Here is a 15,434-nt window from a genome sequence, read left to right on the forward strand (position 1 = left end):
ACACACCTTTACGATTGTGTAAAGGTGTGTTGACAATCTTGTAAATAAGTTAATTTGAGCTTAACTCTTTTGTTGATTTAGTGAGTTTGATTTTGACTGTTTGAGATTTACCATCTCGGTAATAAGTAATCTCTACCTCATCTCCAATACTATGCTTGTAGAGAGCAGACTGAAGGTCACTAGTGGATTCCACATCTGTGTTATCTACTTTTGTAATGACATCATTTTTTTGAAGCTTGCCATCAGCAGGCATCCCTTGCTGAACAGAGCGAACAAGAATACCTGATTTCACTGAAGAAGGAAGATTTAATTTAGAAAAATCAGAAGTTGTTAGATTAGATAAATCCATCATTTGAATTCCTAAAGCAGGACGTGTGACTGTTCCATTTTTCTCTAGTTGATTGATAATATTTACGACATCATTAGACGGAATCGCAAATCCCATCCCTTCAACAGAGGTTTGCCCATTTGTTGAAATCTTACTTGAAGTAATCCCAATAACTTGTCCTTGGATGTTAATCAACGGGCCGCCAGAGTTACCAGGATTAATTGCAGCATCTGTTTGCAGTGCAGTTGTTGAAATATTTTCACCATTTTCAGATTGTAACGTAACGTTTCTGCCTAAACTAGAAATAATTCCTTGTGTTACAGAGTTAGCATATTCTGTTCCAAGAGGACTTCCGATAGCGATAGCTGTCTCACCAACTGTCAGAGAACCAGAATCTCCAAATTCTGCGACATCAGTTACTTTTTCAGAGTTAATTTTAACGACAGAGATATCTGAATAAACATCTGATCCAACTACTTCACCTGGAACCTTGTTTCCATCAGCTAGCAAGATATCTACATTAGTTGATCCGTTCAGAACGTGGGTGTTGGTTACCAGATAGGCTGATTTTCCGTCTTTTTTATAAATTACACCAGAACCTTCACTGGAGATTTGTGATTCATCGTTGGAAGATTCATCATTGATAACGCTGCTGGAAGATTCAGCATAAGTAATTACTGAAACAACCGCATTTTGAACCTTTTTCACAGCTTCTGAAATGTCTGTAGAGTTTTTATATGAATTAGATACACTAGTTGGTGAATTTCCATTCATTTTTACACGTGAAGTTACTAATGTAGTAACATAATTCCCTAAACTTCCGCCGATAAAACCTACAATTAACACTGCAAAAAGCAATAAAGCCTTTTTGATGGCATTTGAAGAGTTTTTCATGTTTTCCTCCTTGAATTACAATTGATGAAATTATAGTTAGCTAAACTTAATTATAACTTAAATCCTCTAAGTTTTCCACACCTTGTGGAAAACTTAGAAAAACTGTTGATAGGCATTAGAAAATACACAGATTAACCGATTCCCAGATAAATTTTACTTGTTAATAAAGTGTGAAGTATAGATGAATATGATAGAATAAACTTATGAAAATAAAACTTGTAACAGTTGGAAAACTGAAAGAAAAATATTTAAAGGATGGAATTGCTGAATATATGAAGCGTCTCAATCGATTCTGCAAGGTGGAAATGATTGAGCTAGTGGATGAAAAAACACCTGATAAAGCTAGTGATTTAGAAAATCAGCAGATTCTTGAAAAAGAAGGAAATAAAATTCTGGCTAAAATCAATGAGCGTGAATTTGTTATTGTTTTGGCAATTGAAGGAAAGCAATTTCCGTCAGAAAAGTTTAGTCAGCTCATGATGGATACTACAGTGCATGGCTTTTCTGATATCACTTTTGTTATTGGCGGAAGTTTAGGTTTATCTCCTGCAGTAAAAAAACGGGCAAATCTTCTGATGAGTTTTGGCAAATTAACCTTACCTCATCAACTGATGCGCCTTGTTTTAATAGAGCAGATCTATCGAGCTTTTATGATTCAGCAGGGGAGTCCTTATCATAAGTAATCTTGACGGCAACCCTATTTTCTGATAGAATGAGATGGTATTGGTCTCATAGCTCAGCTGGATAGAGCATTCGCCTTCTAAGCGAACGGTCGCAGGTTCGAATCCTGCTGAGATCAGAAATGTAAAAAATGCGAAATATTTTACAATATTTCGTGTTTTTTTCTTCTATTTTTTTGGTATAATGTCATTTTGGGGATAAAAAATGACATTTCAGGGAAAATTGTCACTAACTCTTTCTATTTTTCTATAATGATAAATGTAAGGTGACTTACAAGATAAAAAGATAGGAGATAGTTATGAAAATCTATTCTTTTCAAATTGCTGCAAATAGCAATTCACTTGTTCAAACCTTTTGGGATTTAAGAGGTGTTCCAAATCCATGGGGTTGGATTTTTGGAAGATAAGAATTTTAAAGTTTAGGGGAGAAATTTATGTCACTTGAAATAATTGGATTAATTATTCATCCTTTTATTAATGTAGCTGCATTTTTAGTGATTTTATCAAAAATCACTAAAATTAAGCATACTCGCTTTTTTGTAGCTGTTTGCTTTGGTCTTGAGATTATAGTTCCGTTTATAATTGCTTTTTTAGGACACATATTTTCATTTTCTAGCACAATTCCATCATATACACTGTCATTTTTTCTCCCTCTATTTTTAGTTTGGTATTTTTGTAGAGTTGAAAAAATTAAAAAATATCAATCTTTCTTACTTTCCTTCTTTTTATGTCTGTCAATTGATAGTTCTACTACTTTCTTTTCTGTTATTATTTCATCTGTTTTAGGAGATGATTTTGTAGCTCAGTACATGGGCTTGTTTCTGACATGTATCAACTTACTTTCCTTGTTATTTATGGTAAAGGTTATTGATATTTTTGATTTCAGAATAGATTATCTTAAAAGAAGTTTCTTTAAATCTCAGATTCTGATGATTAGTAGTTTATATGCAATGAATTGGCTGATTTTAAATCTCTCTCATTGGATTAGTAATATATGCCATTATAGTTTTTGTAACCTCAAAATCTGAATTTGCTACTATGACTTTTAAATATAAAGTATCAGCACTTGATTTTATCGATAAAGATATCAACAATGATGCTTTTAAAAATAGAATCAAAGACAGTATTCTTTACACTAAGAGTACACTAATTGAAAATACCAATATGGTAGATTATTTTGAATATAGTTATCGTGGCAATGATGTTCGAATGCCTTATAACGATATTTTGTATATCGAAACGACAGGGAGCTCTCATAAACTTCGGATTGTCGGTAAAAATTTTCTCAAGGAGTTTTATGGAACGATAACAGATATTCAAGAAAAAGATCAGCAATTTAAACGATTTTTTTCACCACATAAATCTTATCTGGTTAATATTGGCAACATTGTTGATTATGACAAGAAAAATCGAGAAATTATTTTTTACGAAAATCATCGCTGTCCGGTCACTCGTTTAAGAGTGAAATATCTGAAAGATATTTTCGAAAATAAAGGGAAAAGAGTTGACAAAGCTTAAAAACCTGATATAATGGAATATGTTCTGAAAGAGAGCATACCATATGGTCCGTTGGTCAAGGGGTTAAGACACCGCCTTTTCACGGCGGTAACACGGGTTCGAATCCCGTACGGACTATATTATCCGGCATAGCTCAGTTGGTAGTAGCGCATGACTGTTAATCATGATGTCGTAGGTTCGAGTCCTACTGCCGGAGCTAGAGACACTCCTAGTGAGTGTTTTTTTTATTGTTCAAGAAAAGGCCTTCACTAGCATTTTAATGAAGAGCCTTATTTTTTTATATTGGTAAGGATCTGTTTTTTGATATATTTATATTCTCTGTCGTTTCCTACGTAGAAAATTATAGCAAACAAATAAGATTATGCCAGATATGAAGGCAATGCCACCTTCTTTCAGTCCATTAGGAATGAAAGTGAGGACAACATTTCCTTCTCCTTTTTTCACATCTAATTTCATAAAGCCATTTTGAGCTCGTTTTAGCGTGACAGGCTTCCCGTTCAGAGTGGCTGACCATCCCTTATCATAAGGAATGGTAAAGAATAATGAAGTATCCTTTTCCGCTCTATAGTTTGTTTTTACTGTGTTTAAATCAGTAATTGTGGAAACGGGCTGCTCTTTTAATTTTTGAATGACATTTTGATATTGCTCAGTATTAACGGCAAAAAATTCTGGCGTATCAAAAGAAACTGTCGAATTGTCTGGGAATGTAAAGTGAATAGATACTGTTTGACTTTGACTGAAATAGCCAGCATTAAAGAAAGGAAAAACATTATTAGTTGTATAACGTTCTGTAAAGTTGTTGACAGTAATGTCAATATCTGTCTGTTCATCATTACTAAAATCAATCCCAGCAACATTAACATATAGTTGACTGTTAGCAGGTACATTGACAGTATAGATTACACTAGCAAAGCTTGTATTGTTTTCTCTGTCAACATCCACAGTCACTCTGTTACCAATTTGCTTGACATTTTCATTAGTAGTTATAGCATCTACTTTATCATAATATTTAAAATCAAAGCCAGTTAATTGATTCAAAAATTCTGTTTGATTATCTAGGGTCAAATTTGTAAACTTGACATCCTGATAAACATCATTGGTCAGAAAAGCTAAACCAAGTGCAGCATCATTTTGGTAGAGAGACATTTCTTTTTCAGTTTTCTCAGGAAGAAAACCAAATTTTTGAGGATCTGTTTCAGATAGATTGTAGCGAACACCAAAAATACTGTCCATTAAAATACTGTTGTTTTGATAACGGAGATTCAGATTTGTTCCTGCTGATTTAAAACCAAGTTTATCTAAAGTAGAACTTGCCTGAGTATTTCGAACAGATGAGAATTGGGAAATTCCATTGTAGTTGAATTTCATACTGTCATTTCCCGTTTGTGGATTCAATCTTTCAGTTCTAAAAAAGTCAATATTTTCCTTTTTGGAATAATTGACAAGCTTGTCAATCTCGTCAAGGTGACTGGCATATGAAGAACGAGTGGCAAATACCCATTCTTTAGCAATTCCTCCAACTTGATAATAGGAATTAAGCGACAATTCAAAAGTAACAAAGAAAAGCAAGACAGGGAGAATGATTTTTGTTTGAATCGAAGATTTTGCTAAGACAAAGCTAATCAAGAGATAAGCCAGCAGAAATTCTAATGTTAGAATATAATTCTCAGGACCCAAAAAGTCATACTGTTTTCTCTGAATAAACGTCATAATGAATCCGAGGCTGAGCAAAGTGAAACTAATGGCAACATTCATTACTTTCACATCTTTCCAACGATTTAAAGTTTCAGCAGCCATATAGATAACTACCAGAGAAAATAACCAAGAATAACGGTGAAGAAACATGTTCGGAGCATGCATTCCCTGCCAAAGTAAGTCTAAATATTGAAGATAAAAACTAGCTATGAAAACTGCAATGAGTAAAAAGTAGAAAAGTTTCACGTGAAACTTAACAGATTTTAAGGTGAAAAATAAGATAGCCAGAATCAATGGGAAGGTGCCGACATAAATCATAGGGATAGAACCATACTTGGTTGTATCAAAACTGCCAATAAAATTTTTAGCAAACACATCTAAGAACCAACTTTTTTCTGTCAACAATAACGAAACTTTTGTTAAGGTTTCACCATGAGTACTTATATCTAGGTAAGTTGGCAGAATCATGATTAGGCTAGTCAGACCTGCTAAAGCAGATACGACTGTAAAGTCAAGTAAACTTTTAATTCTATTTTTGAAATCCCAAGATAATTGAAGAAGGTACCAAAAGACCAAAAAGATCGCCATCATATATCCAAAATAATAGTTTTGGATGAAGAGAATTGACAATGTTGTAAAGTATAGTACTCTGCCTTTTCCAGTTATCAACCTATGTAAACCTAGGACTATCAAAGGTGCAAGGATAAACACATCTAGCCAGGTTTTAATTTCCAATTGACTGACTGAAAAACTCATTAAAGAAAATGAAGTTGAAAGAGTGATGATGAGTAAAGTTGGAATCTTTTTAAATATTCCTTTGATACTGATAAAGGTAGAAAGTCCAATTAATCCGAACTTGATTAAGGTAAATAGATAGACGGCATCTGGCATTGATTTCAAATCAAAGAAATAAACCAAAGGAGATAGGAAGCTACCTAAATAATAACTGGATAAAGCATAGAAATTCTGTCCAAGTCCACTGGAGAAAGTATAGAAAATACTATCTGTGCCATGAAGAATATTTCTTAGGTTGGTATCAAAAATGACATATTGATGAAAGCCGTCACCAAGCAAGGGAGACGTTTCGCTATTCCAGTAAATTCCATACATCAAGTAGACAAAGAACATGATGAAAAATGGAAGAAAGAAGGCACAAAAATAAGGCCAATTTTTTTTAAAATATTCTTTAATGTGATTCATATTTCTTATATAGAAAGAGGCAGAAACGTTGTTTCATGCCTCTGTAAAGCTTTGTAAACGTAAATTGACAAGGAATTAATCTTTCCAAAGTTCTTTGACTTTTGCCTGAACTTCTTGATTTTCCAAGAATTCATCATAGGTTTCGTCAATGCGGTCAATCACACCATTTTTAGATAGGACAATGATATGGTTGGCCAAGGTTTGAATAAATTCATGGTCGTGACTGGCAAAAATAATGGATCCTTTGAAGTTTTTCAAGCCATCATTTAAGCTGGAGATTGATTCCAAATCTAAGTGATTGGTTGGATCGTCCAAGACTAAAACGTTGGATTTAAGCAACATCAGCTTAGATAGCATAACCCGAACTTTTTCTCCTCCTGACAAGACATTGACAGACTTGTTAACTTCATCTCCTGAGAAAAGCATGCGTCCAAGGAAACCTCGGAGGAAGGTGTTATCATCCTCTTCTTTGCTAGCAAATTGACGCAGCCAGTCAAGGATTGATTCACCACTAGCGAAGTCACGAGAATTATCTTTTGGTAGGTAAGATTGACTGGTTGTGACACCCCACTTGACAGTTCCTTCATACTCAATATCACCCATCAAAGCACGAATCAAAGCTGTTGTTTGGATGTCGTTTTGGCCAATCAAAGCTGTTTTATCGCCAGGACGTAAAATGAAGTTGATATTATCAAGAATAGTTTCTCCGTCTATCTTGACAGAAAGATTTTCCACTGTCAAGAGATCATTACCGATCTCACGTTCTGCTTTGAAGCTGATAAATGGGTATTTACGGCTAGATGGAACAATTTCTTCTAACTCAATCTTGTCAAGCATCTTTTTACGAGAAGTTGCTTGTTTTGATTTTGAAGCATTGGCAGAAAAACGAGCAACAAATTCTTGAAGTTGCTTGATTTTTTCTTCTGCTTTGGCATTTCGGTCAGCGAGCAGCTTAGCCGCTAGTTCACTTGATTCTTTCCAGAAATCATAGTTTCCGACATAGAGCTTGATTTTTCCAAAGTCAAGGTCGGCCATATGAGTGCAGACTTTATTCAAAAAGTGGCGGTCGTGGGATACAACAATAACTGTATTGTCAAAATCGATAAGAAAGTCTTCCAGCCAAGTAATAGACTGAATATCCAAACCGTTAGTTGGCTCGTCCAGAAGTAAGACATCAGGTTTACCAAAAAGGGCTTTGGCTAAGAGTACTTTAACCTTGTCTCCGTTAGAGAGCTCGCTCATATTTTGGTAGTGAAGATCTTCCGGAATATTGAGATTTTGCAATAATTGTGAGGCTTCACTTTCAGCTTCCCAGCCACCTAGTTCAGCAAACTCTCCCTCAAGCTCGGCCGCACGTACACCGTCTTCATCAGAAAAATCAGGCTTCATATAAATAGCATCTTTTTCTTTCATGATGTTGTAGAGATGCTCATTTCCCATGATTACAACATCAATAGCCCGTTCTTCTTCATAGTCAAAGTGGTTCTGGCGAAGGACTGAAAGACGTTCATTTGGTCCTAGAGAAATGTGGCCTGTTGTTGGCTCGATATCACCAGCTAAAATTTTTAAAAAGGTTGATTTTCCAGCGCCGTTAGCTCCAATCAATCCATAAGTATTTCCTTCTGTAAATTTGATGTTGACTTCATCAAACAATTTTCGGTCACTGAAACGCAGTGATACATCTGATACTGTAAGCAATGTCTTTCTCCTATATATATAATCTTCTTCATTTTACTAGAAAACAGAACTTTTTTCAAATAATTCTGAGATAAAAAGTAAAAAACGAAGCCAAAAGAAAAAAGGATATTAGAATGAACTAAGACTTTTAGGTTTTACAGCCAGAATAGTTTGTAAATTAAGTTTACAAATACTGTAAAGGGATGTCAATCAAGCTGTAAAAACTGGATTTTTCGCTTTTTTCTAGAAACTTCTTTCTCATTTTCATTGAAAATGATATAATGAACTCATTATAAATTGAGGAGTAATAAATGACTAAACCAATTATTTTAACAGGAGATCGTCCGACAGGAAAATTGCATATTGGTCATTATGTAGGAAGTTTACGGAATCGCGTGCTTTTGCAGGATCAAGGTAAATATGAGATGTTCGTATTTTTGGCAGATCAGCAAGCTTTGACTGATCATGCAAAGGATCCTCAGACAATTGTTGAGTCTATTGGTAATGTAGCTTTAGATTATCTAGCGGCTGGATTGGATCCTGAAAAAGTAACTATTTTTATTCAAAGTCAGATTCCTGAGTTGGCAGAGTTGTCAATGTATTATATGAATTTGGTGTCATTAGCTCGTCTTGAGCGTAATCCTACTGTCAAGACAGAGATTGCGCAAAAAGGATTTGGTGAAAGTTTGCCGACTGGATTTTTAGTTTATCCAATTTCTCAGGCAGCAGATATCACTGCTTTTAAAGCTAATTATGTACCAGTAGGACATGATCAAAAACCTATGATTGAGCAAACTCGGGAGATTGTTCGCTCCTTTAACAATGCTTATCAGACAGATGTTTTGGTAGAACCGGAAGGGATTTATCCTGAAAATGAAGCAGCTGGACGTTTGCCTGGATTGGATGGCAATGCTAAGATGTCTAAATCTCTTAATAACGGTATTTATCTGGCAGATGATATGGATATTCTGCAAAAGAAAGTTATGAGCATGTATACAGATCCTAATCATATCAGAGTTGAAGATCCTGGAAAAGTTGAGGGAAATATGGTCTTTCATTATCTGGATGTTTTTGGTCGCCCCGAAGATGCTGCTGATATTGCTGCAATGAAAGAGCATTATCAAAGAGGTGGTCTGGGAGATGTCAAAACCAAACGCTATCTGTTAGAAATTTTAGAGCGAGAGTTAGGTCCGATTCGTGAGCGTCGTGTGGAGTTTGCTAAAGATATGGATCAGGTCTATCAGATGCTGCAAGAAGGATGCGACAAGGCACGTCAAACTGCCGCTCAGACTCTTTCAGAAGTGAAGTCTGCGATGGGGATTAATTATTTTAAATAACGAATATTATTGATTATAAATCACAAAAACTATCGTTTTTAGTTTAAAAAATGATGGTTTTTATTTTTTGTGTAATAATGATTGACAATTTCCTATAGAATGGTATGATATTAACAACAAAAATACCAACTCTTATTCAAAGAAAATTGAAGTTCAAGTTTCTTTGGGTATTAGTTTAATAAAAAGGAAAAGAGGAAACTGTGGATGTCTAACTGGGACACTAAATTTTTGAAAAAAGGTTTTACCTTTGATGATGTGCTGCTGATTCCAGCTGAAAGCCATGTACTGCCCAACGATGCTGATTTGAGTACCAAGCTTGCTGAGAATCTGACCTTGAATATCCCAATTATTACTGCCGCTATGGACACTGTTACAGAGAGTCAGATGGCTATCGCTATTGCCCGTGCCGGTGGTCTTGGAGTTATCCACAAAAATATGTCTATTGAGCAACAGGCTGATGAAGTTCGAAAGGTTAAACGTTCTGAGAATGGCGTTATCATTGATCCTTTTTTCCTAACGCCAGAGCATACGATTGCTGAAGCAGATGAACTGATGGGACGTTATCGTATCAGTGGTGTTCCTGTTGTAGAAACTCTTGAAAATCGTAAGTTAGTAGGTATTCTAACTAATCGTGATTTGCGTTTTATTTCTGACTATGATCAACCTATTTCTCGTCATATGACCAGTGAGAATCTTGTAACGGCGCCTGTTGGTACAGATTTAGGAACTGCAGAGCGCATTTTGCAGGAGCACCGGATTGAAAAGTTGCCTTTGGTTGATGATAAGGGCTGCCTTTCAGGTTTGATTACCATTAAAGATATTGAAAAGGTTATTGAGTTTCCAAATGCTGCTAAAGATGAGTTTGGTCGTCTTTTGGTCGCTGGTGCTGTCGGTGTTACTTCAGATACTTTCGAACGTGCAGAAGCTCTCTTTGAAGCGGGTGCAGATGCGATTGTTATTGATACTGCTCATGGCCACTCAGCTGGAGTTTTGCGCAAGATTGCTGAGATTCGTGCTCATTTCCCTGATCGCACCTTGATTGCTGGAAATATTGCAACTGCTGAGGGTGCGCGTGCACTTTTTGATGCAGGTGTGGATGTTGTTAAGGTCGGAATTGGTCCTGGTTCTATCTGTACAACCCGTGTCATTGCTGGTGTTGGTGTTCCTCAAGTAACTGCTATTTATGATGCAGCTGCTGTGGCGCGTGAATATGGAAAAGCCATCATTGCTGATGGTGGGATTAAGTATTCTGGAGATATTGTTAAGGCTTTGGCTGCAGGTGGAAATGCTGTTATGCTGGGTTCAATGTTTGCAGGAACAGACGAAGCGCCAGGCGAGACAGAAATCTTCCAAGGTCGGAAATTTAAGACTTACCGTGGTATGGGATCTATCGCCGCTATGAAGAAGGGCTCTAGTGACCGTTACTTCCAAGGTTCTGTCAATGAAGCGAATAAGCTAGTTCCAGAAGGAATTGAAGGCCGTGTGGCATACAAGGGTGCTGCTGCAGATATTGTCTTCCAGATGCTTGGTGGTATCCGCTCTGGAATGGGCTACGTTGGTGCTGCAAATCTGCAAGAACTTCACGATAATGCTCAGTTTATTGAGATGAGTGGCGCTGGATTGAAGGAAAGCCACCCTCATGATGTGCAAATTACAAATGAAGCCCCTAACTATTCAGTTCAATAAAAAATAAAACGAGGTCGGGAATTTTTCCTAACCTCGCTTTAAATTTACGCTTTAAATTGACATATATTTACAATTCAAAAGGCTATAATAGCTGTTCTAATAACAATTCGATATAATTCGTTTACATTATAAGCAATATTTTGTAAATTAAATTTACAAAAACGTAAAGTTTGTGTAATGCTAGGATTGAGATACAATTTGTCCTTGCTGGATGGTGAAAATTTTTATATCTTGTGGAAGATTTTTTAAATGTTCTAAAGTTGTTGTAGTAATGAAAGTTTGAATATCCTGAGAGATAGTTTCTAATAATTTTAGTTGACGGTTATTGTCAAGTTCGCTCATTACATCGTCAAGCAACAAAATAGGTGTTTCCTTTGTAATGCTTTCTATTAACTTGATTTCGGCTAGTTTCAGTGATAAAACAAGACTGCGATGCTGACCTTGGCTACCAAAGTTGGCATCCATCTGGTTGATAAAAAAAGCAATATCGTCACGATGAGGACCAACACCTGTATTTTTTTTGAATAGATCACGTTTACGGCTGCTTATTAAGGAAGAGCGGTAAGTTTCTTCTAAATTGTCAATTTGGTGTAAAGGAATAGATGACAGATACTTGACAGTCAATTTTTCCAAATTTTGAGAGATGTCCCAGTGCTTGTCTTGGGCAAAGCTTTCTAATTTTTGCAAAAAATCCAACCGATGCTTTATGACACGACAGCCATAGTCAACCAGCTGTTCATCAAGGACAGTCAAGAAAGTTTCGTCAACTTTATCATTAGCTTTCAGATAGGAATTGCGTTGTTTAAGGACATGATTATAATTGGATAAATCTGATAGATAGACAGGCTTGATTTGTCCAAGCTCAATGTCTATAAATTTACGACGTAGACTGGGAGAACCTTTAATCAGCTGTAAATCTTCAGGAGCAAACAGGACAACATTCATAGTTCCAATGTAGTCTGATAATTTACTTTGTTTCAAGTGGTTGACTTTTGTGATGCGACCTTTTGGTGTCAAGTTAATGTCAAGGGGAACTTTACCAGTCTTTTTTTCTAAGATGCCAGAAACAAGGAGGTCATTTTCTGTAAAATGAATCAGATCCTTATCTGAGCGTGTACGGTGGCTTCTTGTCAAGGCTAGGAAATAAATAGCTTCTAAAATATTGGTTTTACCTTGTGCGTTCTGGCCTAGAAAGACATTTAAGCCAGGATGGAAGTCAATATCAGCTTCCTGATAATTTCGGAAATGCTTGATTTTTAATGATTGCAGCCACATGATTAGATACCAGGGAAGCGAACAGGGCTTTTAGTAGTTTTCTGCTTTTTAGGTAGTCCTGTATTCTTACGCTTTTCTTTTTTAGAAGTCTGAGATTTTTTTAAATCCTTATTCATAGCTTTGACAAGTTCAGCAACTCGTTTTTTTTCTGCGATTTCTTTCTGGTGTTGCAGAATTTCTTCTTGACTAGGAGCTGTCAAATTAATTTCAATTCCTTGCTTGGGAAGGGAAATCCTGTCATTGACACGGAGTTTTTTTCCCCGGCGGTTTTCTGGCTCACCGTTAAAAAGAACTGGATATTCACTTAGAAATGTTTTAATTGCTCCGCCGCTTTGGATAATTCCTATCTCTTTTAAAAGTGCTTGTAGCGTGATGTAGTCATCAAATAATTTATATTCCATATTTCACCTCAACCCTGTCATTATACCATATTTGTTAGTAAAAAGTGCTGAGGTGCTTTGGATAAAAGCGGAAATTTTCTCCTGTTATCAGAAAACGTTTTAATCAGCAAAAAGCTTGGTAGAACAAACAAATCAGAGGCATTTCATGATATAATAGTAGTCTATATTATTCAGTATGAGGGGCGTCATGGAAATCACTAAAGGAGTTCGTCTCCATTTTATTCAATCAGAAAAATTTAAAACAAACAAAATTAAGGTTCGTTTTTCAGCGCCTATGTCCAAAGAAACAGTAGCTGGTCGGGTTTTAACAGCCAGCATGCTAGAAACTGTCAATGCTGTTTATCCTACTTCGCAGGTCTTCAGAGAACGTTTGGCCAATTTGTATGGAGCTGATTATTCTACGAGTCTTTCAAGGAGAGGATTGGTCCATTATTTAGATATCAATCTTTCTTTTGTGCGGGATAAATTTTTGAGTCGCAAGAATGTCCTGACAGATGCCATGCTTGATTTTTTGAAAGCCAGCTTGTTTTCTCCATTGGTAAGTCAGGACGCTTTTGATGAATCTGCTTTTGAAATTGAGAAGAAAAATATCTTGAATGATTTGGAAGCAGAAATTGAGAATCATTTTTATCATGCTCATCGAGAATTAGACAAACTCTTTTATGAAGAAGAGGAAATGCAGATGCCTCGTGTTGGGACGATTGAATTAATCCAGAAAGAGACAGCTGCAAGCAGTTTTGCTGCTTTTCAGCAGATGCTTCAGGAAAATCAGATTGACTTTTTCTTTATTGGGGACTTTAATGAAGTGGCTGTTCGGGAGAAAATTCAATCTTTCAATTTTGCGCCTCGCCAGCAAGAACTTCAGTTAGTTTATCAGCAAGAATATTCCAATGTTTTGCGAGAAGGACTGGAGCAGAAAGATGTCCATCAGTCAATTATTGAGTTGGCTTATCACTTCCCTATTCAGTACGGAGAGGGTGAGCACCTGCCTTTGGTCGTTTTAAATGCTTTGCTAGGTGGCTTTGCCCATTCGAAATTATTTGTCAATCTTCGTGAAAAGGAAGGGCTGGCTTATACAATTTCTAGCAATTTTGATATTTTTTCAGGAATGATGCGGATTTACGCTGGTATTGATCGTAGCAATCGGACCAGAACAGTTGCTTTAATCAACCGACAGATTGTTGATTTGAAGCGTGGGAATTTTAGTCTGGAAGAACTGAATCAAACCAAGAAAATGCTGAGAAATTCAGTATTGTTAGCTCAGGATCGACAGAATACAATCTTAGAGAGAGCTTATATGGCTTCTGTTTTAGGGAAAAAATTCTTATCTCTTGAAGCTTGGCTGGAAGCTTTGGAACAGGTTCGTAAGGATGATATTATCAAAGCAGCTGGTCTCTTAAAATTACAAGCTATTTACTTTATGGAAGGAAAATAATGCAGGGAGAAGTGCTAGAAAAAATCAATTATTCAGCAGTAGGAGAAACTGTCTATCAGACAGTATTAGCAAACGGTTTGCGTGTTTTTCTTCTGCCTAAAAATGATTTTAATGAAACTTATGGGATTATCTCAACTAATTTTGGTTCAGTGGATACAGGGATTGTTTCACGTGAAACCAAGCAGGTCACTCAATATCCGGCTGGAATAGCTCATTTTTTGGAACATAAGCTTTTTGAAGGCCCGCAAGGAAAGGATTTGCTGCTGGAATTTACTAAGCTAGGGGCTGAGAGTAATGCCTTCACAAGCTTTACTCGGACTAGCTATCTATTTTCTGCAACGGATAATATTTCAGAAAATCTACAGCTTTTGCAAGAACTGGTTCATCGGGCTGATTTCACAAAAGAATCCATTTTGCGAGAACAGGATATTATTAGCCAAGAAATTGAAATGTATCAGGATAATCCAGATTATCGTCTCTTTTTTGGAGCCTTGGCCAATCTCTATCCTCAAACACCTCTGTCAGAAGACATTGCAGGAACGAAAGAGTCCATCTCTGAGATTACCGTCGAAAATTTGAAGGAAAATTTCAGTAACTTTTATCATCCTTCTAATATGACTTTGTTTGTAATTGGTAATTTTGATTTGGAACAGATAGCTGCTGAGATTGAAGAACAGCAGGAAAAACTAGTTTTTGCTGGGAGTTCGGAATCTATTGAAAAAATTCCTGTTAGCCTTCACCCAGTGGTATCAACGGATACCTACCGAATGGAGGTGGCTAGTCCAAAACTGGCAGTTGGGATTCGAGGTACAGATTTTGTTGATAAATCGGAGTTGTATCGCTATAAAATCACTTTGAAACTCCTATTTGCCATGATGTTTGGCTGGACTTCCAAGCGTTTTCAGTCCCTCTATGAAAGTGGGAAAATGGATAATTCTTTAACGCTGGAAGTGGAAGTAGAAAAAGATTTTCACTTTGTCATGCTGACGATGGATACTCAGGAACCTGTGGGACTTTCTCATCAATTTCGCTCAGCCATCAAGAATTTTGACAAGGATCCGGATGTGACAGAAGAGCATTTGGATACGATTAAAAGTGAGATGTTTGGTGATTTTCTACACGGTTTAAACTCGCTTGAGTATATTGCAACTCAATATGAACCGCATTTAACGGGTGAGAATCTGTTTGATTTGCCAAAAATTTTACAGGATATCAGCTTGAATGATGTGATAAAACTAGGTCATCGATTTATCGATCAGTGTGATATGACAGATTTTACTATTTTTCCAAAATAATTCCAGAATCGTT

At 36.3% G+C, this 15,434-nt stretch carries 11 protein-coding genes, 3 tRNA genes and 2 pseudogenes; 11 read left to right on the forward strand and 5 right to left on the reverse strand.

Annotated features, from left to right (window positions below):
• Positions 1–49 precede the first annotated feature (49 nt).
• Positions 50–1,222 (reverse strand): S1C family serine protease, encoded by a 1,173-nt coding sequence (locus tag K4I03_RS09165; RefSeq protein WP_227964941.1) that lies wholly within the window; start codon positions 1,220–1,222, stop codon positions 50–52.
• Between the two features lie 203 nt (positions 1,223–1,425).
• Between K4I03_RS09165 and rlmH the strand changes: the two genes are divergently transcribed.
• The 7 genes and pseudogenes from rlmH (at position 1,426) to K4I03_RS09200 (ending at position 3,616) form a co-directional block, all read left to right on the forward strand.
• The gene (gene rlmH / locus K4I03_RS09170) at positions 1,426–1,905 is read left to right on the forward strand and encodes a 23S rRNA (pseudouridine(1915)-N(3))-methyltransferase RlmH (RefSeq protein WP_125408294.1); all 480 of its coding nucleotides are present in this window, start codon (positions 1,426–1,428) and stop codon (positions 1,903–1,905) included.
• A gap of 42 nt (positions 1,906–1,947) precedes the next feature.
• Positions 1,948–2,021: transfer RNA gene (locus K4I03_RS09175), tRNA-Arg, on the forward strand.
• Positions 2,022–2,201: 180 nt separating this feature from the next.
• A complete protein-coding gene (locus K4I03_RS09180; RefSeq protein WP_002894290.1) occupies positions 2,202–2,309 on the forward strand; it encodes a hypothetical protein in 108 nt (35 codons plus the stop codon).
• A gap of 27 nt (positions 2,310–2,336) precedes the next feature.
• Positions 2,337–2,909: pseudogene (comD, locus tag K4I03_RS09185) on the forward strand (competence system sensor histidine kinase ComD); the annotation flags it as partial.
• A pseudogene (comE, locus tag K4I03_RS09190) lies at positions 2,896–3,420 on the forward strand (competence system response regulator transcription factor ComE); the annotation flags it as partial. The pseudogenes comD and comE, both read left to right, overlap by 14 nt.
• Before the next feature lie 45 nt (positions 3,421–3,465).
• Positions 3,466–3,537, forward strand: a tRNA-Glu gene (locus K4I03_RS09195).
• Positions 3,538–3,542: 5 nt separating this feature from the next.
• Positions 3,543–3,616 (forward strand) — tRNA-Asn (locus K4I03_RS09200).
• Between the two features lie 113 nt (positions 3,617–3,729).
• On the opposite strand, the gene K4I03_RS09205 is transcribed toward K4I03_RS09200, so the two are convergent.
• Entirely contained in the window at positions 3,730–6,315 is a 2,586-nt protein-coding gene (locus K4I03_RS09205) for a YfhO family protein (RefSeq protein WP_227964943.1), read from the reverse strand.
• 75 nt (positions 6,316–6,390) lie between these two features.
• The gene (locus tag K4I03_RS09210; protein WP_002899531.1) at positions 6,391–8,013 is read right to left on the reverse strand and encodes an ATP-binding cassette domain-containing protein; all 1,623 of its coding nucleotides are present in this window, start codon (positions 8,011–8,013) and stop codon (positions 6,391–6,393) included.
• A gap of 290 nt (positions 8,014–8,303) precedes the next feature.
• Between K4I03_RS09210 and trpS the strand changes: the two genes are divergently transcribed.
• The gene (trpS, locus tag K4I03_RS09215) at positions 8,304–9,329 is read left to right on the forward strand and encodes a tryptophan--tRNA ligase (RefSeq protein ID WP_227964952.1); all 1,026 of its coding nucleotides are present in this window, start codon (positions 8,304–8,306) and stop codon (positions 9,327–9,329) included.
• Between the two features lie 204 nt (positions 9,330–9,533).
• Positions 9,534–11,015, forward strand: a complete 1,482-nt coding sequence (gene guaB / locus K4I03_RS09220; protein WP_227964956.1) for an IMP dehydrogenase — start codon at positions 9,534–9,536, stop codon at positions 11,013–11,015.
• A 180-nt stretch (positions 11,016–11,195) separates the two neighbouring features.
• Here the strand turns inward: guaB and recF are convergent, their stop codons facing one another.
• Together recF and yaaA are read right to left on the reverse strand one after the other, a co-directional pair.
• Complete coding sequence (recF, locus tag K4I03_RS09225) at positions 11,196–12,290, reverse strand: DNA replication/repair protein RecF (protein WP_227964959.1); 1,095 nt, start codon at positions 12,288–12,290, stop codon at positions 11,196–11,198.
• 2 nt (positions 12,291–12,292) lie between these two features.
• Positions 12,293–12,691 carry a S4 domain-containing protein YaaA gene (gene yaaA / locus K4I03_RS09230; RefSeq protein WP_227964962.1) on the reverse strand — a complete coding sequence of 133 codons (399 nt, stop codon included), beginning with the start codon at positions 12,689–12,691 and terminating at the stop codon, positions 12,293–12,295.
• 187 nt (positions 12,692–12,878) lie between these two features.
• On the opposite strand from yaaA, the gene yfmF reads away from it, so the two are divergent.
• Positions 12,879–14,126, forward strand: coding sequence for an EF-P 5-aminopentanol modification-associated protein YfmF (gene yfmF / locus K4I03_RS09235; RefSeq protein WP_321573175.1), 1,248 nt, complete (start codon positions 12,879–12,881; stop codon positions 14,124–14,126).
• Positions 14,126–15,421 (forward strand): EF-P 5-aminopentanol modification-associated protein YfmH, encoded by a 1,296-nt coding sequence (gene yfmH, locus K4I03_RS09240; protein WP_227964967.1) that lies wholly within the window; start codon positions 14,126–14,128, stop codon positions 15,419–15,421. Before yfmF ends, yfmH begins: the two co-directional genes overlap by 1 nt.
• Positions 15,422–15,434 lie beyond the last annotated feature (13 nt).

This window comes from Streptococcus sanguinis (assembly GCF_020729725.1).
GTDB classification, from domain to species: Bacteria; Bacillota; Bacilli; order Lactobacillales; family Streptococcaceae; genus Streptococcus; species Streptococcus sanguinis_V.

Bases quoted from the DNA above. Each gene is read 5' to 3' on its own strand.
- K4I03_RS09165 (WP_227964941.1), bottom strand. From the start codon at position 1,222: ATGAAAAACTCTTCAAATGCCATCAAAAAGGCTTTATTGCTTTTTGCA.
- rlmH (WP_125408294.1), top strand. From the start codon at position 1,426: ATGAAAATAAAACTTGTAACAGTTGGAAAACTGAAAGAAAAATATTTA.
- K4I03_RS09180 (WP_002894290.1), top strand. From the start codon at position 2,202: ATGAAAATCTATTCTTTTCAAATTGCTGCAAATAGCAATTCACTTGTT.
- K4I03_RS09205 (WP_227964943.1), bottom strand. From the start codon at position 6,315: ATGAATCACATTAAAGAATATTTTAAAAAAAATTGGCCTTATTTTTGT.
- trpS (WP_227964952.1), top strand. From the start codon at position 8,304: ATGACTAAACCAATTATTTTAACAGGAGATCGTCCGACAGGAAAATTG.
- guaB (WP_227964956.1), top strand. From the start codon at position 9,534: ATGTCTAACTGGGACACTAAATTTTTGAAAAAAGGTTTTACCTTTGAT.
- recF (WP_227964959.1), bottom strand. From the start codon at position 12,290: ATGTGGCTGCAATCATTAAAAATCAAGCATTTCCGAAATTATCAGGAA.
- yaaA (WP_227964962.1), bottom strand. From the start codon at position 12,691: ATGGAATATAAATTATTTGATGACTACATCACGCTACAAGCACTTTTA.
- yfmF (WP_321573175.1), top strand. From the start codon at position 12,879: ATGGAAATCACTAAAGGAGTTCGTCTCCATTTTATTCAATCAGAAAAA.
- yfmH (WP_227964967.1), top strand. From the start codon at position 14,126: ATGCAGGGAGAAGTGCTAGAAAAAATCAATTATTCAGCAGTAGGAGAA.